22 protein-coding genes are annotated in these 21,785 nt (G+C 45.6%); 10 read left to right on the top strand and 12 right to left on the bottom strand.

What is annotated here, in order from left to right:
* Nucleotides 1-31: 31 nt before the first annotated feature.
* The 7 genes from ACYQ2M_RS04745 to ACYQ2M_RS04715 all read right to left on the bottom strand — a co-directional run bounded on the left by ACYQ2M_RS04745 (nt 32) and on the right by ACYQ2M_RS04715 (nt 7,419).
* Nucleotides 32-574, bottom strand: a complete 543-nt coding sequence (locus ACYQ2M_RS04745) for a DUF4124 domain-containing protein (protein ID WP_459915175.1) — start codon at nt 572-574, stop codon at nt 32-34.
* Between the two features lie 766 nt (nt 575-1,340).
* Nucleotides 1,341-1,616 carry a hypothetical protein gene (locus tag ACYQ2M_RS04740; protein ID WP_459915174.1) on the bottom strand — a complete coding sequence of 92 codons (276 nt, stop codon included), beginning with the start codon at nt 1,614-1,616 and terminating at the stop codon, nt 1,341-1,343.
* Between the two features lie 138 nt (nt 1,617-1,754).
* Nucleotides 1,755-1,982 (bottom strand): hypothetical protein, encoded by a 228-nt coding sequence (locus ACYQ2M_RS04735; protein ID WP_459915173.1) that lies wholly within the window; start codon nt 1,980-1,982, stop codon nt 1,755-1,757.
* A gap of 283 nt (nt 1,983-2,265) precedes the next feature.
* The gene (locus ACYQ2M_RS04730; RefSeq protein ID WP_459915172.1) at nt 2,266-2,526 is read right to left on the bottom strand and encodes a hypothetical protein; all 261 of its coding nucleotides are present in this window, start codon (nt 2,524-2,526) and stop codon (nt 2,266-2,268) included.
* Nucleotides 2,523-3,662: a ParB N-terminal domain-containing protein gene (locus tag ACYQ2M_RS04725; RefSeq protein ID WP_459915171.1), complete on the bottom strand. Its 1,140-nt coding sequence runs from the start codon at nt 3,660-3,662 to the stop codon at nt 2,523-2,525. Before ACYQ2M_RS04725 ends, ACYQ2M_RS04730 begins: the two co-directional genes overlap by 4 nt.
* 217 nt (nt 3,663-3,879) lie before the next feature.
* Nucleotides 3,880-5,061 (bottom strand): hypothetical protein, encoded by a 1,182-nt coding sequence (locus ACYQ2M_RS04720; RefSeq protein ID WP_459915170.1) that lies wholly within the window; start codon nt 5,059-5,061, stop codon nt 3,880-3,882.
* 84 nt (nt 5,062-5,145) lie between these two features.
* A complete protein-coding gene (locus ACYQ2M_RS04715) occupies nt 5,146-7,419 on the bottom strand; it encodes a recombinase family protein (RefSeq protein WP_459915169.1) in 2,274 nt (757 codons plus the stop codon).
* 77 nt (nt 7,420-7,496) lie between these two features.
* On the opposite strand from ACYQ2M_RS04715, the gene ACYQ2M_RS04710 reads away from it, so the two are divergent.
* The 7 genes from ACYQ2M_RS04710 to ACYQ2M_RS04680 all read left to right on the top strand — a co-directional run bounded on the left by ACYQ2M_RS04710 (nt 7,497) and on the right by ACYQ2M_RS04680 (nt 13,694).
* On the top strand, nt 7,497-8,381 hold the full coding sequence (locus tag ACYQ2M_RS04710) for a YifB family Mg chelatase-like AAA ATPase (RefSeq protein WP_459915168.1): 885 nt from the start codon (nt 7,497-7,499) through the stop codon (nt 8,379-8,381).
* A gap of 42 nt (nt 8,382-8,423) precedes the next feature.
* Nucleotides 8,424-9,347 (top strand): Hsp33 family molecular chaperone HslO, encoded by a 924-nt coding sequence (locus ACYQ2M_RS04705; RefSeq protein WP_459915167.1) that lies wholly within the window; start codon nt 8,424-8,426, stop codon nt 9,345-9,347.
* Nucleotides 9,344-10,000, top strand: coding sequence for a metallophosphoesterase family protein (locus ACYQ2M_RS04700; RefSeq protein WP_459915166.1), 657 nt, complete (start codon nt 9,344-9,346; stop codon nt 9,998-10,000). The genes ACYQ2M_RS04705 and ACYQ2M_RS04700 overlap by 4 nt, the downstream gene beginning before the upstream one ends.
* A gap of 38 nt (nt 10,001-10,038) precedes the next feature.
* Nucleotides 10,039-10,359 (top strand): hypothetical protein, encoded by a 321-nt coding sequence (locus ACYQ2M_RS04695; protein WP_459915165.1) that lies wholly within the window; start codon nt 10,039-10,041, stop codon nt 10,357-10,359.
* A gap of 86 nt (nt 10,360-10,445) precedes the next feature.
* Nucleotides 10,446-12,299, top strand: a complete 1,854-nt coding sequence (iorA, locus tag ACYQ2M_RS04690) for an indolepyruvate ferredoxin oxidoreductase subunit alpha (protein WP_459915164.1) — start codon at nt 10,446-10,448, stop codon at nt 12,297-12,299.
* Between the two features lie 13 nt (nt 12,300-12,312).
* Entirely contained in the window at nt 12,313-12,912 is a 600-nt protein-coding gene (locus ACYQ2M_RS04685) for an indolepyruvate oxidoreductase subunit beta (RefSeq protein WP_459915163.1), read from the top strand.
* Between the two features lie 167 nt (nt 12,913-13,079).
* A complete protein-coding gene (locus tag ACYQ2M_RS04680; protein ID WP_459915162.1) occupies nt 13,080-13,694 on the top strand; it encodes a TIGR04211 family SH3 domain-containing protein in 615 nt (204 codons plus the stop codon).
* Nucleotides 13,695-13,748: 54 nt separating this feature from the next.
* Here the strand turns inward: ACYQ2M_RS04680 and ubiE are convergent, their stop codons facing one another.
* Nucleotides 13,749-14,450 carry a bifunctional demethylmenaquinone methyltransferase/2-methoxy-6-polyprenyl-1,4-benzoquinol methylase UbiE gene (gene ubiE, locus ACYQ2M_RS04675; protein ID WP_459915161.1) on the bottom strand — a complete coding sequence of 234 codons (702 nt, stop codon included), beginning with the start codon at nt 14,448-14,450 and terminating at the stop codon, nt 13,749-13,751.
* A 455-nt stretch (nt 14,451-14,905) separates the two neighbouring features.
* On the opposite strand from ubiE, the gene dnaJ reads away from it, so the two are divergent.
* Together dnaJ and queD are read left to right on the top strand one after the other, a co-directional pair.
* A complete protein-coding gene (dnaJ, locus tag ACYQ2M_RS04670; RefSeq protein ID WP_459915160.1) occupies nt 14,906-16,009 on the top strand; it encodes a molecular chaperone DnaJ in 1,104 nt (367 codons plus the stop codon).
* A 348-nt stretch (nt 16,010-16,357) separates the two neighbouring features.
* Nucleotides 16,358-16,747, top strand: coding sequence for a 6-carboxytetrahydropterin synthase QueD (gene queD, locus ACYQ2M_RS04665; protein ID WP_459915159.1), 390 nt, complete (start codon nt 16,358-16,360; stop codon nt 16,745-16,747).
* Between the two features lie 219 nt (nt 16,748-16,966).
* Here the strand turns inward: queD and ACYQ2M_RS04660 are convergent, their stop codons facing one another.
* From ACYQ2M_RS04660 to ACYQ2M_RS04645, 4 genes are all read right to left on the bottom strand, one after another.
* Complete coding sequence (locus ACYQ2M_RS04660; RefSeq protein WP_459915158.1) at nt 16,967-17,728, bottom strand: enoyl-CoA hydratase/isomerase family protein; 762 nt, start codon at nt 17,726-17,728, stop codon at nt 16,967-16,969.
* 414 nt (nt 17,729-18,142) lie between these two features.
* Nucleotides 18,143-19,270: a sodium ion-translocating decarboxylase subunit beta gene (locus ACYQ2M_RS04655; RefSeq protein ID WP_459915157.1), complete on the bottom strand. Its 1,128-nt coding sequence runs from the start codon at nt 19,268-19,270 to the stop codon at nt 18,143-18,145.
* A 33-nt stretch (nt 19,271-19,303) separates the two neighbouring features.
* A complete protein-coding gene (locus ACYQ2M_RS04650) occupies nt 19,304-19,723 on the bottom strand; it encodes an OadG family protein (protein WP_459915156.1) in 420 nt (139 codons plus the stop codon).
* A gap of 13 nt (nt 19,724-19,736) precedes the next feature.
* A complete protein-coding gene (locus ACYQ2M_RS04645) occupies nt 19,737-20,186 on the bottom strand; it encodes a cyclic nucleotide-binding domain-containing protein (protein ID WP_459915155.1) in 450 nt (149 codons plus the stop codon).
* Nucleotides 20,187-20,541: 355 nt separating this feature from the next.
* Between ACYQ2M_RS04645 and ACYQ2M_RS04640 the strand changes: the two genes are divergently transcribed.
* The gene (locus ACYQ2M_RS04640) at nt 20,542-21,696 is read left to right on the top strand and encodes a BMP family ABC transporter substrate-binding protein (protein WP_459915154.1); all 1,155 of its coding nucleotides are present in this window, start codon (nt 20,542-20,544) and stop codon (nt 21,694-21,696) included.
* The last annotated feature ends 89 nt before the right edge of the window (nt 21,697-21,785 follow it).

Here is a 21,785-nt window from a genome sequence, read left to right as displayed (position 1 = left end):
GTTAAGTAAAACTCTGGAGTTCAACATGCCCTTAACGCCTTAACTGTTTCATTTTATAAATTAACCCATTGTTTCCATAAACTTCTAATAACTTATTACGCCCGAACATATAATATTCCCCATGTTCATTGTCTTTTTCTTTAAAATAATAGGGTCCGGTAAACAATATCTCATTCTTTGACATGCTTCCATCATTATACATTGTTTCTTTTATTAATTTTCCATCGCTATATTCAAAACTGGTTACACCTCTATATTGACACAAATAACTCCTTTCACCTGAACACATCCAAAGCCCTCCCAACAACAGGTCTATTTGATTTTGTATTTGTTTTTCTTTTGTTACTTTTGGAGGGGCTATTCTTTTTGTTATTTGAGGGGTTATTTTATTTTCTTTTTTAGGTGGCAAAGGTTGCTCATTTAGCGGTTTATCAAGATTTTCAAATTTTGATCCAACGGGCGGTTGATCCCCAAAATGAAGAATCCCGTTTGTATCTCTCCATTTATAAATGTCTGCATGAGCCGCCGAAGTTACAACAAATAGAAGCCAAACTATGAAAATCAATCTCCGCACTGTTTGTCTCTCCTCTCTGGAAAATCATTTATTTCGTTGGTTACACTTCCTTTAGTAGACACTCGACCCCAAATATGACCCCTTGAAAGAAAACCCCTGTTAACAATATAGATAAACCGAGGCGTGATATTAAATCATTCCGTTTGAATTTTTTATAAAGATCTGGTGTCCACTCCTTGGCCGGTAGCAATGTATGAACATCATCAGCGTTTATTACTTTGGGAAAGCCATAAATAATCAGTATTGCGCCTCCTATGATGTAACAGACAATAATACAGCAGTAGAAAAGCCAAATTACAGAATGCATTAGCACCTCTTTAAAAGGGTTCGGCATTGTATCAAACTGAAAAGCTATCTTTTCATATGGCGATAAAATTAATGTGTCAAGGAATATATAGAATGTAACTTGAATGGCTGGAGAGAAATATCTATAATGTGGTAAAAATTTGATGAAGGGACCTGGTTATAAATCCTCTCTATTTATAGCAATTGAACTTTCTGCGTTTTTCAACCGAATCTAAATAATTAAGACATTCGTCTTCAGCGTTTCTGATCCTGTGTTGGCATTTTCTATGTGCTCAACCACTTTCATCAACGATGATCCGAGCGGAACGCAGCTCCTGGCCAGGCCACACAAAAAATGTGGCCAAATTCTCCATTGCGCTCTCAATGTGCTATTAATTGAAAATATTTTACAGAGGGTTTCTTTTTGAACAATGTTCATATTTTTTCATGGTTGTTGTGTTGTGGCCGGATCATTCCCGGGTCAATACTCCACATCGGGATCTATAATGCAAGGCCTGAAAAAGCCTATTTTAAGGACTTGTGATGTTTCCACTATCCTTTCCCCTATGATCCAGTCAACGTCGCCCTCCCAGGGCCTTATGGGCATCTTGGTGACAGCATTATAAGTTCCCTTAACATGCCTTTCAAACGCCGCCTGTACTTCGTCATCGGGTCCGCCCTTTATCCCTTCCCATTGGCCATTTCTGATAATGCACCGGCCCATACGGATACCAGTTACTGATTCAATAATAATCATATCACGCCCCACATAACCTCAACAATAAACATGAAAAAAATCATCATGGCCATAAACATCACCTTCCATGGACTTAACAAAAAAGGGACAACCGGTTTTAACCGGGCTGTCCCTTTTTAAAACAAGGCCTTTTTTGTTTTACATAATGAATCCCCCAAAATCCCTTCTAAACACTTGCAAGGCCCTTTCCCGGCTACCCTTATCCTTTCCATCGGTTTGCAGGTACCTTTCCCATGTGTCATTGTTCATAACCAATTCTGGGTGTTTTTCAGGGCTGTATAGTTCAACCTTTACAAGTCCGTACCCCTTCGCATCAACTTCCCAATGGTCTTTGGCCCACTTAATTTTTCCCTCAACCAAATGCAAGGGATGGCCACCAAAATTTTCACACCAACCAACATCAAAAAAACAAACCCTGTTTTAACCCTGAATACCTCAACTGCCAGTCTTTCCATGCCTGTTTCTGTGTAATTGACCACAAGATTCTGATTTTTTATTTCTTCAAACATATTCATTTTATTTTTCCTTTTGTGTTTTTGACTGGATCAGATGGGTGGAAGTTGGGCTATAGATTCTGAGCCTATAACCGATCAAAATTTTTAAGATTTCATTCACTATAGGATGACCGGTTAAAGGATCATAATTTTTATTAGTCATTGTCAAGGGCATCTTTCAGGTTGCCGAAAGATTTTTCCGCAGGTTTGTCTTGTGAAATAAAATTCCAGCCATCACTTGTTTTCCATACAATCCTATCATTTGCTATAAAAATAATGGGGGTGACCGGAGGAGTTGAAATATTTCCATCCATAGACATGACAGAAAATCCTTTGTTTTGTGCGTATTCTGCCAGTTTAAGGTCTTCTCTTTCCACGGCATTACTATCCCAGTTGATGTTTTTAATTTCAATCATTTTTGTTTTTCCTTTTGCCTTGCTCGGCGGATGGCTTCTGCATTAAACAATTCTGATATTTTTTGTATATTCCAAGACGTCCTATCCCGTTCCGTTTTAACCCCAAGAGTCTCAAGTTCTTTCGCTATTTGTTTTAATGTCATGCTTCCATTTCCGTCTTTGTAATTATCATAGATGAATTTATACAGAAATTGCCAGTATTCATTGGTTATTGCCTTTAAGTTCATTTCTGAGGGTTTTTTTGTGTAAGCTGAAGACGTTGTTGTTTCTTCATTAGAAAGATCTTGTTCATTTTGGGAAGGTTCTTTCTCTTCATTTGAGAACAGAGAATTTATATTTGGTAATGCTTTTTCAATGATTTCTGCAATGGATAATGGACTTCCCTCTTTCTCACAGCTGGCCTTTTTCAGTCTTTCAAATTCTTCATATACTTCAATGGGTAATTTAATGGATAATTTTTTATGTGTAGGTTTTTTCAACTTCTTTTTAGGCGTTTTTTCAGTAGTAGGGGCGCTTTCCATACCTTCCAGCATGGCCTTTGCTGCTTCTTTATCTGTTTTGGCTAAGTTGGCTACTTCGATTAACTCCTTTTTACTTATTTTGGCATGGCCTGAAAGAAGTTCCTTTTTTTTGGCTTCGAAATTAGTCGTCAGGTCTGCAACTATATCAACGGCTTCGGAATATTTTGCATTTCGTCTGACGGTTATTCCGGCAACACCATTTTTCTTTGCCAATGAATCAGCCGTTGATTTCAAGTGATCATTTTGATCACTTGATTTTGCATCATCACTTTTCCGGTCTCCACCATGCATTTTTTTTTCAAGCTCGTACTGTTTTCCAATTATATAGCTTTTTCGTTCTTTGGTGAGATTGCGACGTCCTAACTGATTATTATAAACCCATTTTTTAGCTTGATCCCTATTTAAGAAGGCTAAATGTGTGTACTTAAGTTCAATGTCGTTTTTTTGGCATATTTCGAACCTGTTATGACCATCAAGAAGTATGTTTTCTTCCTTCCATATGATTAATGGGTGGCGTAACCCTTCTTCCTTAATGCTTGCCTCAAGTGTTTTGTATTCCTCAGTTGTAAGCGGATCAATCAAGTCTCTAAATTCATTATCAATAGTTGGTTCCATAATTCACCTCATTATATTTCATATATATGTGGTATGTGTTTTTTACTGCATGTAAGAACTGTAAAAAAAATTCATTTTTCCCGTTCTTTTTAGAGAGTTAAAAAACTCTTGGAATGATCTTCATGCAGCCATTTTTTAGTGACTCCGAAAACTCCATGAATGAGTTTCATCCAGTCCTTTTTATTTCATGCATAAACCGAAAAATTTTATGCTAAATTCAAGCTGCTTTGCTCGCACTCACTTTCTTATGCTCAAGATTCTTGATTTCGGCATTGATCTTATCTAACCGCTTCTGAATGTGTGTTAAAGTTCTTTCCTTGTCCATTATTCGGTCAAGCAATTCATCCTCATTCTTCACGCCGTATTCACGCTTGAGTTTTGCCTTTGTTTCTTTTTCCAGTTTTTTTAAAACCCACTTTAGTTTTGCCCGTATCCACTCCGACAAAACTTCTTGTATATGAGGTTGATCAATAAATTTACGAATGTCCTTCATGTCCTTTGCTTTAAAAAATGGCCCCCTGAAAGTAATCTCAATTTTATAGAGGTCAGCCTCCCGGTTACCAGCTCTCTTTTCTTCTTTGGCTGTGACGTTATAACTCTTGATCCATATTTGAGAGGACTTTCCGCCCAATAGATAGGATGTTGTTGCGTAATGGTTTCCATTAGAGTCGCCTTTGTCATGGCGTTTGAGATCATCCAAAATGATTTTTCCAATTTTTCCATCCAAAAGAATGTTGTGCTCATATTCCTTCACAGACCATTTACTATAAAGATGATATCTCAGTGCTTCCATTATCCCCCTGGCACTGGTTGCTTTTCCGGTGTAACTGAGAATACCCTTATCACAGAGATTTTTCATTTGTTCCAAGGAAAGCCTGTATCTTGAAAGTAAGGTTTCCGGCAGACAGGTGAGGTTGAGGTAAACGTAATTTCTTTTGGAAATCATCTTTATGCCGTTTGAGAGTTTGACAGCCTTTTCATATATTGGATGGAACAATTTTTGTCTGGTGGGGTGGGATTTTTCATATTCCTCTTTACTGATGAAATGGGGATCAGCCGACCAATCCTCCCTTATGCTTTTCAAGATGTCAGCTATTGATGTGGTTTTGGAATAATATCTTTTCATGGAGTTGTAAAAATCTTTTACCACTTCCTCTGGATATCCGAGCAAATCTTTGGTGAAATAATTAACCACGACCTTGTCACCATTTTTATCCCGGTTATCTTCCACACAGCCCTGACATTTCCATCCTTCTTTGAGATTTAATGGCGGGACATACCCACTTTCTCCAGGTTTCATGGTCGGTTGTTTAATGGCTAAAAGAGTAAGTTTGTCATCATGATTGTATACGTTTAGATTGTCTAAAGCCTCTTTTTCCTTATATAATTGACTCAGCATGGGTTTTCCTAATAAAAATCAAATAATTCAGTTAGTTAAAAAAGAAAGGTGTTAGTTTATACCCCTTTGTTAAGTAAACAGAGATTATTTTTTCCCTTTGGCCTCTTTATAAATTCTTGAAAGGGTACCGGCGTGCCATGTTGAATACCCCTTGAAGGTTTTGATCTTCCGGGTTTCTAACACTTCTTTGACTTCTGCCCATTTAAGGCCTTTATCCCGCAGTTCAATAATTTGAGAGGTAGTTTCAATCATGCGTTTTTTTTCAGGATGAGGATTGAAAAGAACCTTTTTGAATTTGGGTTGAAAAGAGTCAGGCTTTTGAAGCATTTTATTTATTCTTTTAGCTAAACTATCACTGACATCCATGGGGCCACTTCCAAAGGATGTGGGACTGATTGATTTTTTGTCGATTTGTTTTCCTATCGTTAAAAAGTTCCCCTTCATTTTGTAGCCATCTCCAATTCGCAAGTATTTCTCATTTAATTCTGAAGAGATTCCATATCCTTCCATAGGGTCATATCCGATTGCTTTGAAGGCCCCTGATTTAAAAAAGACATGAAATTCACGTTGCTCTTTCCCTGTGTGCAGTGAATCATAGTTTCGGAGTTCTTCACGCAGAGTCTTTAATTTTGTTTTTGCGTCTTTAACCTGATCGGGGGGGAATGAGTCATCGAATTCAAGCATGATTGCTTCAATTGAGGAAATCTGGTCTTTAATCTCTTCCTTCATTGTGGTGATATATTCTGGCTTGAAATTTTTAAAAGATAGAGTTTTTTCTCGCATACCTTCAGGAAATACTTTGATTTCCTTAACAAGCTCACGGATGGCCGATCTCAGTTTAAAACGTAATAGAATTAACTCCTCACCAGATTTTGTGGTTAACTGGTGAAAAAGTTTTTGTATGGTCTCTAAGTGCCCTTTGTCCGTGGCTCCTTGGTTTTCCAATGTGCTGAGTTTGGATTTTAATATTTTCTTGTTTTGCTGTAATTGTGTTCTTTCTTCATATGCTTGTGCCTGTTGTGCCACCATGTCCTTTATTTGATCAGGGTTGGTTGCCACATCAAGCCGAATATTTAAGCTATTAATTTTTGTTTCGACTGCGTCTATTTGCCCATTAATGCTTTCAATTTTATCCTTATGTTGCTTGATTTTTTTGGCTCTTACATTATCAGCGTCAACAATGAGGTCTTCAACATTGAGCTCGTTGCACAATCTGAGAAAGGCCTCTTCAAACTCATGGTGAGGAAAAGAAACGTATTTGCATCCAACGCCTCGTCTGCCAGAGTCACACACAAAAGATTTATCACTTTGTAGAGCCCCTTTATTGACAAACGACATTGATGAGCCGCAATAACCGCATTTGGCTACATGAGAGAAAAGATTTGATATTTTCCCCGTTTTGCCGCCTCGACCAGTATTCGCCTTTAATCTTTCTTGAACCCTATAAAACAGTTCTTCTGAAACGATCGGTGGGAAATAGCCTGTGATTGGGTCCCCGTCCGGGATGCTTTTTTTCATGCCTTTAATGTCTGCTCTGGGTTTTTTTCTTTCAATTAATTTGTGCGGTTGAAATTCGCCCAGCACTGCCCTGTTGTGTAAGATTTTGTATATGTATGATTTTCGCCAACCTTGTGTATTTTTTAATATATTTGGCTGCCAAGTGGGTATTTTTTGCTTGTTTATACTGCGGGTTATTGAAAACATCCCAATTCCTTCTGCGGACATTTCAAAAATTTCTTTGACAAGTTTGCATCGTTCGGGGATTTCTTCATAAACCATGATCTCTTTATTAAGGTTGACCCATGCCGGGGCCTTTGAGGTCATGGGTGTTTTATCCTTTGAAGCCTTCAATTTTTTATTTTGCCACGCTTCTGATAACCTTTCCGATTTATGGGAGCTTTCAGAGTTGGCTCTTATCATTTCGAGCATTGAGCTCAAAATGCTCATAGGATTTTTTGTGAGCTCTTCCTTTGAATATGTTGATCTTATTGAGCCTGTAGTCTCAATAGTGATGTCTTTATTGATAATTGTTTGGAAAGGGGTAAAGGCTTCAAGTGGGTCTTGGCGGGATAGCCTGTCAAGTGATTCTATGAGTAAGAAAGAACCCCTTGGAATTTTATTTTGTTCAACGGATTTTAAAAACTCTCCAAATTTTCCATATTTTTTATGTGCACCTGAAAAACCTGATAAGCCGTCGTCGACTAAGATATAAGAATCATTGATTGTTAAATTCTTTTCTTTTGCAAAGGACTTTGCTAAACTCAATTGTCGACGGAGGCTATCGCCGTTCTCTTGTTCTTGGGTTGAAAACCGAATGTAAACGTAGCAGTGAGGCTCATGTGGTATTTTTTCTGGCATGTTTAATATCTCCCTTGAAAGTTATAGATTGTCTAAAAGAACATCTTTTAGCTGTCAAGGGTTATATATACTATAACATGCTCATGACCGGGCCCCCTGGTTCCGGAAAAAGCATGATGGCCAAACGCCTTCCTTCCATTCTGCCTGGCCTGAGTTATGACGAGGCCATGGAAACCACCCGGATTTATTCCGCGGCCGGGCTTCTTCGGGAGAACAGGCCTTTTGTGAGCACCCGGCCCTTTCGTTCTCCCCATCATACCATCTCTGCCCCGGGGCTTGTGGGGGGCGGACTTCGCCCCCAGCCCGGAGAGGTAACCCTGGCGCACAATGGAGTACTTTTTCTGGATGAACTTCCGGAATTCAGGCGTAATGTGCTGGAGGTGCTGCGCCAGCCCATGGAGGACGGCAGTGTGACCATTTCCCGGGCCGGAAATCATCTGAATTTTCCGGCGGAATTTATGCTCGTTGCCGCCATGAACCCATGCCCTTGCGGCTATGATGGGGATGCCCGGCGGGAATGTGTATGTACCCATTCTCAGATACAAAGATACCGCTCCAGAATTTCAGGCCCCCTGCTTGACAGGATCGACATTCACATCAATGTTCCTGCCGTGCCCTACCAGGAGCTTTCAAACAAAACGCTGCCCGAAACATCTTCGGTGATTCGGGAACGAGTCGAAGCTGCAAGAAAGATTCAATTGCTTAGATTCTCCGGGGAAAACATTTTCTGCAATGCTGCCATGGGTTCCCGGCATATTAAATCGTTTTGTCTCCTGGATGACAATGCCGCTGGCCTGCTTGAAAAGGCAATAAATCAATTGGGATTTTCTGCCAGGGCATATGGCCGTATCCTTAAGATAGCCAGAACCATCGCGGACCTTCACCCGTCCCGAGAGATCCGCCAGCAGCATATTGCCGAGGCAATTCAGTATAGAACTCTGGATAGAAACAACGGCTCTTGAGCCATCCCCTGGAAAAACGATAAATTTTGGATAAATACACCTATGATAAAAAAAGATGTGTTCAACGGTGATGTAAAGGCCCAGCTCAAAGCAGCTGCAAATGATCGGCTTCACCGTTTCATGATGGCCGACGGAATGATAAGAGGGGCCGTGGTCAACGGCACCCGGATGGTCAAAGAGATGCAGGCCAACCATGAGCTTGGGGGCCTGGAGACCCTGGTACTGGGACAGGCTTATATTGCGGCGGCCTTGCTCACGGCCAATCTTAAATCCAAGGACCGGATCAGTATCCATATCCAGTGTTCCGGCCCAGTGAAGGGACTGGATGTGGAGTCCAACGTATTTGGTGAGGTGCGGGGCTGCCTGAAAAACAACGTTTTTCCCCTGGAGGATCTTTCTGCCGATGCCGGAATTTCCGCACTTTTTGGCGCCGGCTTTCTTACGGTGACCAAATACCTTGAAGACGCCGGAAAGCCATATTCCGGGCAGGTGATGATGGAGTTTGGCACTCTGGCCCAGGATCTGGCTAATTATTTCCTCCAGTCAGAACAGACCCCCACCGCTTTTAACCTCAGCGTACACTTTGATTCCAAGGGTATGATGACCGGTGCCGGTGGTCTTTTTCTTCAGGCCATGCCCGGTGCCGGAGATACAGTGATTGCCGAAGTTGAAAGTGTGGTGTCGGGCCTGCCATCCCTGGGAGAGGCCTTTGCCGACGGTGCGGATGTACAGAAACTGATAATGGGGCATTTTGAAAATATGATGCCCATCTTTCTTGGCAATCATCGGGTGGAATTCTTTTGCCGGTGCACAGAGGATCGCATGCGGGGCTATCTTTCCCGGCTTCCGGCCAAGGATATTGATGATATCCTTGAAAATGGACCCTTTCCACTGGAAATACGATGTCATAACTGCAATACTACCTATGAGTTCAATCGTTCTGATGTTTTGGAGTTTCGGCGGTGAGGATTGCCGTCATTTCTGATGTGCACAGCAATTATAATGCCCTTTGTCGTGTGCTGGAAGACATGGAAAAAAACCATGTTGACCGTATTGTTTCCCTGGGAGACAATATCGGATACGGTCCCGATCCCTGCGGAGTGATAGCTTTGTTGCAAGACAAGGGGATTTCATCCACTCTGGGAAACCATGAACTGGCCCTGCTGGATCTGGATTATCGACAGCGATTCCGGGGGGTGGCGCTTAAGGCCATCCAGCAAACACAAGCCCTGTTGTCCCGGGGGGATGTTGATTTCATTACCAGCCTGCCTTTTTTTCTGGTTGAAAGGGGCGCTCGGTTTGTACATGGACTTCCCCCGGATTCTGTCATGGGGTATCTGTCCCGGACATCGGATCAACGTCTGGCTCGAATCATGGCATTGCTTGACCAGGAAATTTCCTTTGTGGGGCACACACATCTTTTGGGAATTGTGGAAATGAAAAACACTGTCATCACCCGATTTTACATGGGAAAAAAAATTCTATTCCTTGACAAAGCGTGCAGATATATTATCAATGCAGGGAGCGTCGGTCAGTCCAGGGATGAAGATGACCGTGCAAAATACATCATCTGGGATGGTGGGCAAGGCTGTATTGAACCGAGATATGTAAGGGCTTAACTGCACCTTTGGCCACCATTAATTTTGAGGAGTCTATTATGTGTAATAGTTGCAGCGACCACAGCCATGACCATCACCACCACCATCATCATCCTGAAATTGTGCAGATCATGCCGGCCCAGCAGCCCCTTTATGCCGTGTATCAGGGAGATGTGCCTTCTTTGTATGCCGTGGAAACCGGTGCTGGGGGGATTTGTTTAATACCTGTCCTTTTTATGGGGCTGATCCGGCATGGAGAAAAGACCATGGTAGAAGGCTTTTTTGCCTCCAGCTCTGTTCAATCATGTGAAGATATTGAGGGGTTCAGGGGGTATGCCTCCTCCCTTGCCCATGCTGAAAAAATGTATGGTAGTGCATAGTCAAGACTAAGACTTAGGATTGCACATACCGCAGATCATTACCGCATTTGAGTATTTACTAAAAAATCGTTGAGGAAGTAAACAATATGCATAAGCTTTTGAGTGAAAAAACCGATGAGGCGGTGCTGCTCCTGGGCAATGAAGCCATTGCCCGGGGGGCTGTTGAGGCCGGGGTGGGTTTTGCCACCACCTATCCTGGCACCCCTTCATCCGAATTGTCGCTGAATTTGTTCCAGATTTCCCGGGAAACAGATCTCTACTTTGAATACAGCACCAATGAAAAAGTGGCCCTGGAAGTTGCGGCAGCTGCTGCCAATTCAGGGGTTAGAACCATGTGTATGATGAAGCATGTGGGGCTTAATGTGGCGGCGGATCCCCTGGTGACTCTGGCGTATATCGGCGTCACCGCAGGCCTAGTAATACTCACCGCCGATGATCCAGCCATGTTTTCCAGCCAGAATGAACAGGATAATCGCTATTACGGCAAGCTTGCTGGTCTCCCGGTTCTGGAACCTTCTTCCGTGGAGGAGGCAAAGGAAATGACCCGGGCAGCCTTTGAGCTGTCTGAAGCCCTTGGAGAACCGGTGCTGCTTCGCACCACCACGCGCATCAATCATTCCAGCGCCTTTGTTACCTTTAAAGATATGAAAAAAACCGTGCCCACCGGTACATTTATACCCAACCCCATGGGATATGTCACGGTGCCTGCGGTGTCCAGAAAACTCCATGTAAAACTGCTGGAGAATCTGCAAAAGGCAGCGGCGCTTTCCGATACGTCTGACTACAATTTTATCACTGGGGAAGGTCGCCTTGGGGTGATCTGTAATGGTGTGAGCTATCTTTATGCCAGTGATGCTGTCAGGGATCTGGGTCTTGAAGACCAGGTGAAAATATTGCGAATAGGTTTTTCCAATCCCATGCCGGCAACGAAGATCAAGGATTTTATCAAAGACTGCCATAAGGTGCTTGTGATAGAAGAGGGGGAGCCGTTCATGGAGGAGGCTGTCAAAGCCCTGGCCCAGGAAGCCGGACAGACCCTTTCCATCCAGGGAAAAACAGACGATCTTTTTTCAAGACTTTCCGAGTTTGATCCTGCCATGGTACGTACCGGCATGGCGCGTTTCTTTGGAATTGAGGATTTACCGGCCGTATCCGTTGATACAGTGGGCCTGCCCGATATTCCCCAGCGTCCCCCCAATCTGTGTTCCGGCTGTTCCCACCGGGCTACCTTTTACGAGGTTAAAAAAGCAGCCAAGGGTATGGATGCCATGTTTCCATCGGATATAGGGTGTTATACCCTGGGTTTTCTGCCGCCCCTTTCCATGGGGGACTTTGTCCTCTGCATGGGGGCCTCTGTGAGCAGTGCCTGCGGATTCTCCCGGGCCACGAACAAAAAAGTGGTGGCCTTTATCGGGGATTCCACTTTTTTCCATTCCGGTATCACCGGGCTTGTGAATGCCGTGTTCAACAATCATAATTTCACCCTGGTAATTCTGGACAACGGCATCACCGCCATGACCGGACATCAGCCCAACCCCGGGGTGGATATGGATCAGATGAATTTTCCGGGCTACACTCCCATTTCCATTGAAAAACTGGTGAGATCCCTGGGCGTGGGCCATGTGACCCTGATAAAACCCTTTAAAGTGAAAAAAAGCATTGAAGCCATCAGGGAGGCGCTGGCCTTTAAAGGCGTGTCCGTGATTATTTCCCAGGAGCCCTGTGCTCTGCACGCCAAAGGTTTAAAACTTTTGAAACCCCGTGCTTTTACCGTGACGGACAAATGCCTGGATCACCGGGACTGCATCAATGATATTGCCTGTCCTTCCTTTTACCTGGACGGTGGACGGGTGCACATCGATGCCGATACCTGTGTGGGTTGTGCGGTGTGTGCCCAAATCTGTCCTGAAAATGCCATCATGCCCTTGAAAAAAAATTAGGATAAACAAAGATATGGAAACCACGAGATTGATTGTAGTTGCCGTTGGTGGCCAGGGAAATCTCCTGGCATCAAAGGTGTTGGGAGAGGCGGCCCTCCTTGATGGGGTGCCGGTGCGTATGAGCGAAATACACGGCATGGCCCAGCGGGGAGGTGTGGTGGAGTCTGCCATCGTGTTCGGAGATGCCCAGAGTACGATTATTTCAGACGGAGAGGCGGATATCCTCCTGGGATTTGAGCCCTCCGAGGTGGTTCGGGCCATGGGGCGCTGCAATGCCAGAACCCGGGTGATCACCAACACGGCCCCCCTTAGACCCTTTACGGTGGCCATCGGCCAGGGGGTCTATCCCGATGTGGATGATATGATGTCCCTGGTGCGAGGGCGGGTGGCAGAGCTTATCGCCATTGATGCCCTGGCCCTGGCACGGCAGGCTGGAAGCCCCATGACCATGAACATTGTGCTTCTGGGAGCATTGATTGCCTCCGGAGCCCTGGCATTGTCCCGGGAAAGTATTGAAAAAGCCATTGCACTTCGCACCAAAAAAGCCTTTGTGGAGATGAACCTCCATGCGTTTCATCTGGGGGAAACAGCAGTGGCAGCTGCCACTGTGTAGATTTCTCGGTGATATGGGCGTGGGATGGGTTGTACAGGCTTCTCCCATGCAAAATTAAGGGGTTGCTCACAAACCTGACCCCATTGGTCCGCCACTTGTGACGGGTGGCCAATGTTATGACCAATCCTAAAATTAACCGCACAGGTCAAAAAAAATGGAGGATATGGATGACGAGGTTTGCAAAAAATGGTTTCCTGGCACTTGTATTGAGCCTTGTTCTTTTTGCGGGCAGTGCCTTGGCAGAAACCGTTTATGTGGGAGGGGTGATGAAAATCACCTTGAGAACCGGTCCGGGTACCAAACATAAGATTCTTGCCATGGTGGCCACCGGGGACAGCCTGCAAATCCTTGAAAAAGGCAGGGACTGGACCCGGGTGCGTAACGCAGATGGGCAGGATGGATGGGTCTTGACCCGGTTCATCACCCGGGAAGTGCCCATGAAACGTCAGGTGGAAGAGCTGGAGGCAAAAAACAGGGCACTGACAGCCCAGGTAGAAAAAATCAAGGAAGAGAATAAAGATGTTGAAGCCACCCGGAAAAAACTTGAATTCATTGAAAATGCCTACAATGAATTAAAGCAGAAATCTGCGGATTTTCTTGCCCTGGAGACAGCCCATGAAGAGATGACCCAGGCATTTACCCGGCAGAAAGAAAGGGTGGTTCTGCTGGAAAGTCGTTTGAACAAGGAAGATATTAAGTGGTTTTTAAGCGGTGCCGGTGTCCTTGTGGTGGGCCTTCTTCTGGGGGTTAGCAGCAGAAAAAAGACGCGTTCCCGTTTATAGAATTTAATTGTGGCACATATTATCCGGGCCGACCTGGGATCTAACAGTCCTTTTTTATCTGGTTCCCACAAACAGGGTGACAATACCCAGAGTCATCTGTTTCCATTTAATATCGCTGAATCCCGCAGATTTCATGGTGCCGGCAAAGGTGGGGGCATCCGGGAACCTTAATACCGATGCCGGAAGATAATGGTAGGCATTTTTGTTTTTTGAAAACAGCCCGCCGATCAATGGCAGTATCTTTTCAAAATAGGTGAGATACAGCCTTCTGATTCCCCCTTGTTCCGGGGCGGAAAGTTCCAGGATGACCACCTTCCCGTTTTTTTTAAGTGCCCGGTGAAATGAGATCAGAGCTCGTTGCCGGTCCATGATGTTCCGAATGCCAAAGGCAATGAGGACAGCATCAACGCTGTTGTCTTTGAAGGGCAGGGCAAGGGCATTGCCGGCGGTCAGCCCTATTTTCATGGAGCCGTAACAGGACATGATTTTTTGTTTTCCCAGAAACAGCATACCCGGGGAAAAGTCCGTGCCCAAGACAGATACACGGCTTCCTTTCTGCCTTTTGATTTCCAATGCCACATCACAGGTACCACAGGCGACATCCAGTACCACCCCGCCATCGGGTATTTGCGCTGCTTTAACCATATGCCGGCGCCACATGACGTCCTGACGAAGGCTCAGACACCGGTTTAAAAAATCATATTTGGGTGCAATGCTGTCAAACATTCCTTTAATAAAATCAAGTTCCATACTCATTGTTGACATTCCAGATTTATGTTTTAGTTTTAAATGTTTATTGGGAATAGATCCGGGACTGGCTGGGATATGCTGTGACACACTTTTCCTGAAGTACATGAAAAAGGCTAAGGTGCTTGCTTCTTATGATCCTTCCCGGGCAGTATTAAAATAAAAAAACTGGATCATCGAGTAACACAATCGATTTAATTTATCAATCATTATACGTACCGTTGCAGGCATGGTGAGAATCTCTTGAGATTCCCATGCGTTAATTTGGGTATAATATCAACATCGGTGGCCCGGGGGCAATGGGCCGACCAGTGAGCCGTTTTGTGTCGGTGTGCTTTTGACAAGATTAGGTTTATACAAAGCACAGGATCAACAGCCGTGCAATAACGAAAAATGGTCTTGCCCCCAAAGCAGCCGGGGGTGTTATAACGCCCGTTAATTTGAGCAGCTGAGACAGGGAATATATGTTAGATAAACGTGATTATTATGAAATTCTGGGGGCTTCCAGAGATGCCTCAAAGGATGAACTCAAGTCTAAGTATCGAAAACTTGCCATAAAATTTCATCCGGATAAAAACCCCGGAGATAAAGCCGCCGAAGAGAAATTTAAAGAAGCCTCTGAGGCATACGGGGTGCTTTCAGATGATCAGAAACGTCAGATTTATGATCAATTCGGGCATCAGGGGCTTGAAGGTGCAGGTGCATCGAGTGGTGGCGGTTTTGAGGACGTCTTTTCCAGTTTTGGAGATGTTTTTGAGGATTTTTTTGGTTTCGGTGGAGGCCGGGGGGGGCGTGGTGGTCCCCGGGTGCAGCGGGGCGCGGATCTTCGCTATGATATGACCCTTGACTTTATGGAAGCTGCCTTTGGCGTTGAGAAAATCATTGACGTTAAAAAGCTCGATAATTGTGATGCGTGCGGGGGCAGTGGGTGCAAGGAGGGGACCTCCCCTGAAACCTGCAGTCATTGTAATGGCACCGGGCAGTTTATCCAGAGTCAGGGCTTTTTCAAGGTAAAAACCACCTGCCCCTATTGCCGGGGCAAAGGCAAGTCCATTCCTCATCCCTGTCCCAAATGCGTGGGCAGTGGCCGCATGGAAATTTCCAAAAAAGTGTCGGTCAAGGTGCCTGCCGGTGTGGATACCGGGGCCAAGTTGCGCTTGACCGGTGAAGGCGAAAGTAGTGCTTCAGGTGGGCCTTCCGGGGATCTTTACGTGTTTGTCAGCGTCAAACCCCACAAGCTGTTTAAACGAGACGGCACAAATATTATCTGTCTTGTGGATATATCTTTTGTCCAGGCGGCTTTGGGCGATGAAATTACCATCCCTACCCTTGAAAGTGAAAAAGAGCTGAAAATTCCCAAGGGGACCCAGTATGGAGAAACTTTCCGCTTCAAAGGAGAGGGCATTCCCTCCCTGAGATCCGGCAGACGTGGCGATCAGATTATCCAGGTGGATATCAAGACCCCCACCCGATTGTCCAAAAAACAGGAAAAACTCCTGCGTGAATTTGATAAACTGGATTCAGATAAGATATCAAATAAGTTGAAACGACTTTTCAAGGGCATGTGAAGGGCTGGCACCATTCCGTTTTCATTATTCATTGTGTCGGCAGGCAGACATGAATATTTTTATATGAAAAAGCAGGTGGTGGGCTCTTAGATGCTGATGTCTGAGTTTCGTGTTATTTTGGCAAGAGAATCAGAAACTCTTTTTGGTTTTGGCTTGTTCAGGTTAGGTGCTGGGTGTTAACAGCAACTACTTTTTCATAATTTGTTGTGGCAGGTGCTTACTGCCATGCATGTTGATGTGAAACTCCGTTTAAAAGTTTGTAATTATGGGAGTTTCAACCTTCGCTTTGGCAGGGATTTGCTGCCATGTGGGTTATATGGATGCAGTGTTCATCCAGGGGAGATATAGATGTTTGAATTAAAGGTGAAAACCGATTTTGCCGCCGCTCACCAGCTTACCATGGTGGGGGAAAAGTGTGAGAACCTTCATGGACACAACTGGATTGTGGAGGTGTATGTAACGGGAGAAAATCTCAATGCCGCCGGTGTACTGGTGGATTTTGGGGATATCAAAAAACATGTACGGGCCATCATGAAGGACGTGGATCACAAGTTTCTTAATGAACTGGATGCCTTCAAAAAGATTCAGCCTTCATCGGAGCAGATAGCCATCTACATTGCCGGAAGGCTACAGGCCTGTCTGGAAGCAGATAAACTTGATGATACCGTGAGGGTGTCCCGGGTATCGGCCTGGGAGTCTGCAGATGCCTGTGCCACATATATTCCCCCTGTGGGATAAAACGCAGGGCCTGTTCACAAGACCGGTTACTCAATTATGATGACAGGTTGATGTGATCACTATGCCACGTAAACACAAAAAGTCAAAAGCAAAACGCCGTGTCCATTGAACGATGGAGCGGCGTTTTCTTTTTTTAGGGTATGTTTGTCTGGGATTGAGCCGTTTTAAATACCCCATCCCAAAGTGGCCCCGGGGGGACATGCTGTGACCAAGACCTCTTTATGCCATGGATGCCTGGACTTTTATAAGGGTTGCCTTGACTTGCTTATTCAGGAAGAAATCAAGTTTCTGATACCGTTCTTTGTCCAACAGCTTTTTTTCCATGTCCACGGCCGCATCCCGTCGGAACTCCTGCTTTAATCGTATGAAGGGGGTTCCCGGGGTATCCATCCATGACGAAACAATTATTTTTGCCCGGTCCATGAGTGCCTCCGGGGGGAGGAGTTCATCAACTATTTTCTTTTTCAGGGCATCTTCTGGGCCCATGAGTTCACCAAAATAAATAAGATCCCGGTAGGTTATATCGGTATCAAGACCGAATCTCATGACAGCGGTCTGCACCGCTGATAACGGCACCCCAATGTTGATTTCCGACATGCCCACCCTGGTTTTGGGATGGTTGGACAAAAGTCGGTAATCTGATGCCATGCCGATGAGCAGGCCGCCGGCAACGGCATGACCGTTCATGGCGCATACAACGGGTTTGGCACAGCTGAATATCTTAAAAAATACCTGATCTGCCAGAGCAATGAACCCTCCTGCTTCTTCCAGGGTTTCAAAGGCGATGAAGGTGTTCAGATCAAAGCCGGTGGAAAAAAAGCGGTTTTGCCCGGTGAGGATCATTCCCTTGATTTCAGCTTTGGTGTTTACCTGATCCACGGCCTCTAGAAGGTCTCTTAGGGTCTGCAGATCCATGGCACTGGTTTTTCCGCCTGCCAGTTGGGCAATGAGGATCTTGTCTTCAATGTGTGTTTTCAGCATGGATAAAACTCCTTGAATCTTGATGCTCAGGTCTTTGGTGGATTATGCCGACGTATGTAATTTTTTTATATGAAACTCCGTCCAAAATGCTGTAATAATGAGAGTTTCAATTTTCGTTGTGGCAGGTGCTTACTGCCATGTATGTTATATGAAAAGGTCGCTTTCAAGTCTACCTCAGCCGAGCCCCTCCCCCGATGGGCAATAGGAATCGGACAATCGAGCTGGCTACAGTTCCGGTCGGGACCATTGCCCGTCGGGGGAGGGGCGGCATAATGCCATTTGGCTTCGCGTCTACGACCCATTGTTCGTTGTGTCCGCCAGGACATGCCCGTTATGTTAAAAAAACGCCACGGGCGGGCCGCATTCTGATCCGGGCCTGCCCACAGAAAAAAAGCTTAAGAGTTGGCTTCTTGCCTATGACATGAAACTCCAAAGAACACCGGCTGCCACGGCGGAGCCGATGACGCCGGATATGTTGGGTGCCATGGCATGCATCAGAAGAAAATTGGTGGGATCTTCCTTCTGACCCACGATCTGTACCACCCTTGCCGAATCGGGGACTGCGGAGACACCGGCAGCCCCCAGGAGTGGGTTGATTTTGCTTTTTAAGAACAGGTTCATGAATTTGGCAAACATCAGACCGCAGGCTGTGGCAACGCAGAAGGAGAGCGCACCAAGCACAAATATGCCCACGGACTGGCTGGTGAGAAACACATTGCCCTGGGTGCTGGCACCCACGGTGACGCCAAGCAGGATGGTGACGGAATCAATGATGGCATTTCTTGCTGCAACTGCCAGACGTTCGGTTACCACGGCTTCTTTCAGGAGATTACCAAAGCACAGCATGCCAAGTAGGGGCAGGGCAGCGGGTGCCAAAAAGCAGCACAGCAGAAAAGCAGCAATGGGGAAAAGCATTTTTTCTCTTTTGGAGACTTCCCGGGGCTCTTCCATGCGGATGAGACGTTCTTTTCGTGTGGTGAGCAGCTTCATGATGGGGGGCTGTATCACCGGTACCAGGGCCATGTAAGAGTACGCAGCTACGGCAATGGGGCCGATGAGTGTGGGGGCCAGTTTGGCGGTGAGAAAGATCGCCGTGGGGCCGTCGGCACCCCCGATGATGCCTATGGATGCCGCTTCATTGGGGGCAAATCCCAGTGCCAGCGCTCCAAGGAATGTGATAAAAATACCTGCCTGGGCTGCGGCGCCCAGAAGCATCAGCACCGGCCGGGCCAGCAACGTTGAAAAATCGGTCATGGCCCCGATGCCAAGGAAGATCAGGGGGGGATAAATCCCCTGGGTAACCCCGAAATAGAGATAGTGAAGGACACTGTTGTCTTCATAAATCCCCAACCCCAGCCCCTGAAATACAGGGATGTTACCCATGAGCATGCCAAATCCGATGGGAACCAGTAAAAGGGGTTCGTAATGCTTGGCAATGCCAAGGTATATAAACGTCATGCCCACAAGGATCATGACAATGTTGCGGTAGTCGCAAAGATAAAAACCGGTATTTTGAAAAAAATCTACAAATAGGTGCTCCATAGCGTGTGCCTCTGCGTGGATAGTTAGGGTTTGTTATGAAACCAGGGTCTTAAATTGAGAAATGTCCCAGATATGATAGCCCTGGGTATCATCCACAATGATATTTGTTTCAAGGAGAACTGCAAGGGTCGTATGGGGATGATCAATGCCACTGACCCGGGCCAGGCTTAACAGGCGTGGCAGGGAGAAATGTTCATTTAGGGTTTCGGCCAGAAGCTTGAATTGTCGTGCGCTTTCCTTCTGTCCGGCGGTGAGCTGAATCTGGGGTTGGCTCATGACGGGTTCTTTTTTTCGGAACAGGGGCAATTCATTCCTGTTTTCCCACAGATCCAGCAGTTTGTGAATCTGTGCGATGGCCATGGATAGCATCACCAGACCCGTAAATACAATGGTTACGCCCACAACGGAGATGGCCCATCCATTGTGTGCATTGATCGCGTTTAAACCGTACACATTTGCCTCCATGTTAATAGTGGTAATCCTCGTCGGGAAGATTTTGTTCTGTAATAAAGGGATACATAAGGGTGTGATGTCTGCTCCAGGACTGCATGAACATCTCCGCCGCCGGTGAATCCTCCTGGATGAAGGTCAGGAAGGCATCCCTGGGGATTACGGCAATTTCACAGGAAGTCAGGGCAGTGAGGGTGGCGATGTATATCCCCTTTGATGATAACAGCTCCAGGCCGATGAAATCCCCTGGCTTTTTCATGACAGCCGATTTTCCATCTTGCAATGCAACAAGGATGGTTCCTGTGTGCAGCACAAAAAAGAAGGTGGCTGTGTCGCCCTGGCTTGTAAGGGTTTCTCCGGCCTGCACAGTCCTTGTTTCCATGACTTCCCTGAGCGTGGCGAGGTCATTTTCTGCAAGATTACTGAAGAGTTCACTTTTTTTAAGGATGTTGATTGCGCTTTCCATTCTCTCCTCATTCAATTTTGTGTGGGGGGGATTAATTTAATACAAATCAATTAAATAAGCACAAAACGGGACATCTGTCGATAAAATTTTTAGCCATGGGAGAAAATGTGGGCCTTTACACAATATGTGTTCATGTAGTTACTGACCCTGAAAATATGAATACCCATGGCCGATTTCTGCATATGAAAGCCTTACATTGGTCGCAGAATATTTCAGGCTGTTTTTTTTGGATCATAATGGTTGACGGCATTGGAAAAAATATCGTAAAATACCCAAATTTATATAAACAGCAGGGGGATACATGGGTGTATTGCCCCGATAATTGGAAGGTTTACTTCAACAACAGGAGCATGATATGGATTTGACCCGACGGATACTGTTATTCTGTCTTTGTCTGATTTTTGCGGCGGGAAGCGCCTTTGCCGCGGACAAGAAAATAAAAGCCGGTTTTATTTATGTGGGGCCGGTGGGAGATTATGGATTTTCCTATGGTCATGACCAGGGAAGGCAGTTTGTGCAGAATAAATTTCCCTGGCTTGAAACCGTTTACATTGAATCCGTGCCTGAATCGGATTCTGCCCGAATCATAGATCGTTTTATTCAGGAGCAGAAGTGTGACGTGGTGTTTACCACAAGTTTCGGGTACATGGATGACACCGTGGCGGCCGGGAAAAAATATCCCGATAAGATTTTCATGCATTGTTCCGGTTTTAAAAGAGGTGACAATGTGGGCACCTATTTCGGGGATCTCTATCAGATGTATTATCTCAACGGACTCATGGCCGGTGCGTTGACCAAAAGCGACAAAGTGGGGTACGTGGGGGCCTTTCCCATTCCCGAGGTGGTTCGTCACATCAATGCCTTTGCCTTGGGAGTCAAGGCCGTCAATCCTGCTGCAAAGGTGGATGTGCGTTGGATCTACGCATGGTATGGGCCGGACAAGGCCAAGGAAGCCACAGAATCCCTCATTGCTTCCGGCTGTGATGCCATTGCCTTCACCGAAGATACTCCCGCTGTAATTGAGGTTGGCCAGGATCACAGTGAAAAAGGCGAACAAATTTACACTTTCAGCCATTACAGTCCCATGCAGCCCTATGGAAAAGATTCGGTGGTTTCCGGCCAACTCATGAATTGGAGCGGCATGTATGCAAAAATTCTTCAGGACGTTTATGACGGTACCTGGACCAATGAAGACATGTGGTGGCTCGCGGCCGAAGGTGCTGCCCTCCTCGGTGGTAGTGAGGATGAGATCATCAACCCCAAATTCGTGGACGATCTGAAAAAACTAGAGGTAAATCCCCCGGATCTGGGAAAACTGTCCGTGTATGATCTTGTGGTTAAACGGTACGCCCAGATGAAGGAAGGCGTGGATATTTTTGATCCTTTTAACGGCCCCATTGTGGATAATACCGGTGCTGTTAAGGTAAAGGAAGGCGAGCGTGCTTCCAAGGAAGATCTTCTTGGCATGATGTACTATGTGGACAATGTCAAGGGCTCTGTTCCCCAATAACCATGCTGTGCTGGTGCCCGGAACCGGAAGGGTCAGTCCCCGCTGTTTCCGGGCACCCATGGTGTCGTGTTGAAAAAAAGGACCGGGTG

This window comes from Desulfocicer niacini (assembly GCF_054657595.1).
This window is presented reverse-complemented; position numbering and strand designations above follow the sequence as displayed.

Excerpts from the sequence above, each read along its gene's own strand:
- ACYQ2M_RS04640 (WP_459915154.1), top strand. The coding sequence starts at position 20,542 with ATGGATTTGACCCGACGGATACTGTTATTCTGTCTTTGTCTGATTTTT.
- ACYQ2M_RS04710 (WP_459915168.1), top strand. The coding sequence starts at position 7,497 with ATGCTCATGACCGGGCCCCCTGGTTCCGGAAAAAGCATGATGGCCAAA.
- ACYQ2M_RS04660 (WP_459915158.1), bottom strand. The coding sequence starts at position 17,728 with ATGCTGAAAACACACATTGAAGACAAGATCCTCATTGCCCAACTGGCA.
- ACYQ2M_RS04655 (WP_459915157.1), bottom strand. The coding sequence starts at position 19,270 with ATGGAGCACCTATTTGTAGATTTTTTTCAAAATACCGGTTTTTATCTT.
- iorA (WP_459915164.1), top strand. The coding sequence starts at position 10,446 with ATGCATAAGCTTTTGAGTGAAAAAACCGATGAGGCGGTGCTGCTCCTG.
- ACYQ2M_RS04740 (WP_459915174.1), bottom strand. The coding sequence starts at position 1,616 with ATGATTATTATTGAATCAGTAACTGGTATCCGTATGGGCCGGTGCATT.
- ACYQ2M_RS04695 (WP_459915165.1), top strand. The coding sequence starts at position 10,039 with ATGTGTAATAGTTGCAGCGACCACAGCCATGACCATCACCACCACCAT.
- ACYQ2M_RS04705 (WP_459915167.1), top strand. The coding sequence starts at position 8,424 with ATGATAAAAAAAGATGTGTTCAACGGTGATGTAAAGGCCCAGCTCAAA.
- ACYQ2M_RS04645 (WP_459915155.1), bottom strand. The coding sequence starts at position 20,186 with ATGGAAAGCGCAATCAACATCCTTAAAAAAAGTGAACTCTTCAGTAAT.
- ACYQ2M_RS04730 (WP_459915172.1), bottom strand. The coding sequence starts at position 2,526 with ATGATTGAAATTAAAAACATCAACTGGGATAGTAATGCCGTGGAAAGA.
- queD (WP_459915159.1), top strand. The coding sequence starts at position 16,358 with ATGTTTGAATTAAAGGTGAAAACCGATTTTGCCGCCGCTCACCAGCTT.
- ubiE (WP_459915161.1), bottom strand. The coding sequence starts at position 14,450 with ATGAGTATGGAACTTGATTTTATTAAAGGAATGTTTGACAGCATTGCA.
- ACYQ2M_RS04725 (WP_459915171.1), bottom strand. The coding sequence starts at position 3,662 with ATGGAACCAACTATTGATAATGAATTTAGAGACTTGATTGATCCGCTT.
- dnaJ (WP_459915160.1), top strand. The coding sequence starts at position 14,906 with ATGTTAGATAAACGTGATTATTATGAAATTCTGGGGGCTTCCAGAGAT.
- ACYQ2M_RS04680 (WP_459915162.1), top strand. The coding sequence starts at position 13,080 with ATGACGAGGTTTGCAAAAAATGGTTTCCTGGCACTTGTATTGAGCCTT.
- ACYQ2M_RS04685 (WP_459915163.1), top strand. The coding sequence starts at position 12,313 with ATGGAAACCACGAGATTGATTGTAGTTGCCGTTGGTGGCCAGGGAAAT.
- ACYQ2M_RS04720 (WP_459915170.1), bottom strand. The coding sequence starts at position 5,061 with ATGCTGAGTCAATTATATAAGGAAAAAGAGGCTTTAGACAATCTAAAC.
- ACYQ2M_RS04715 (WP_459915169.1), bottom strand. The coding sequence starts at position 7,419 with ATGCCAGAAAAAATACCACATGAGCCTCACTGCTACGTTTACATTCGG.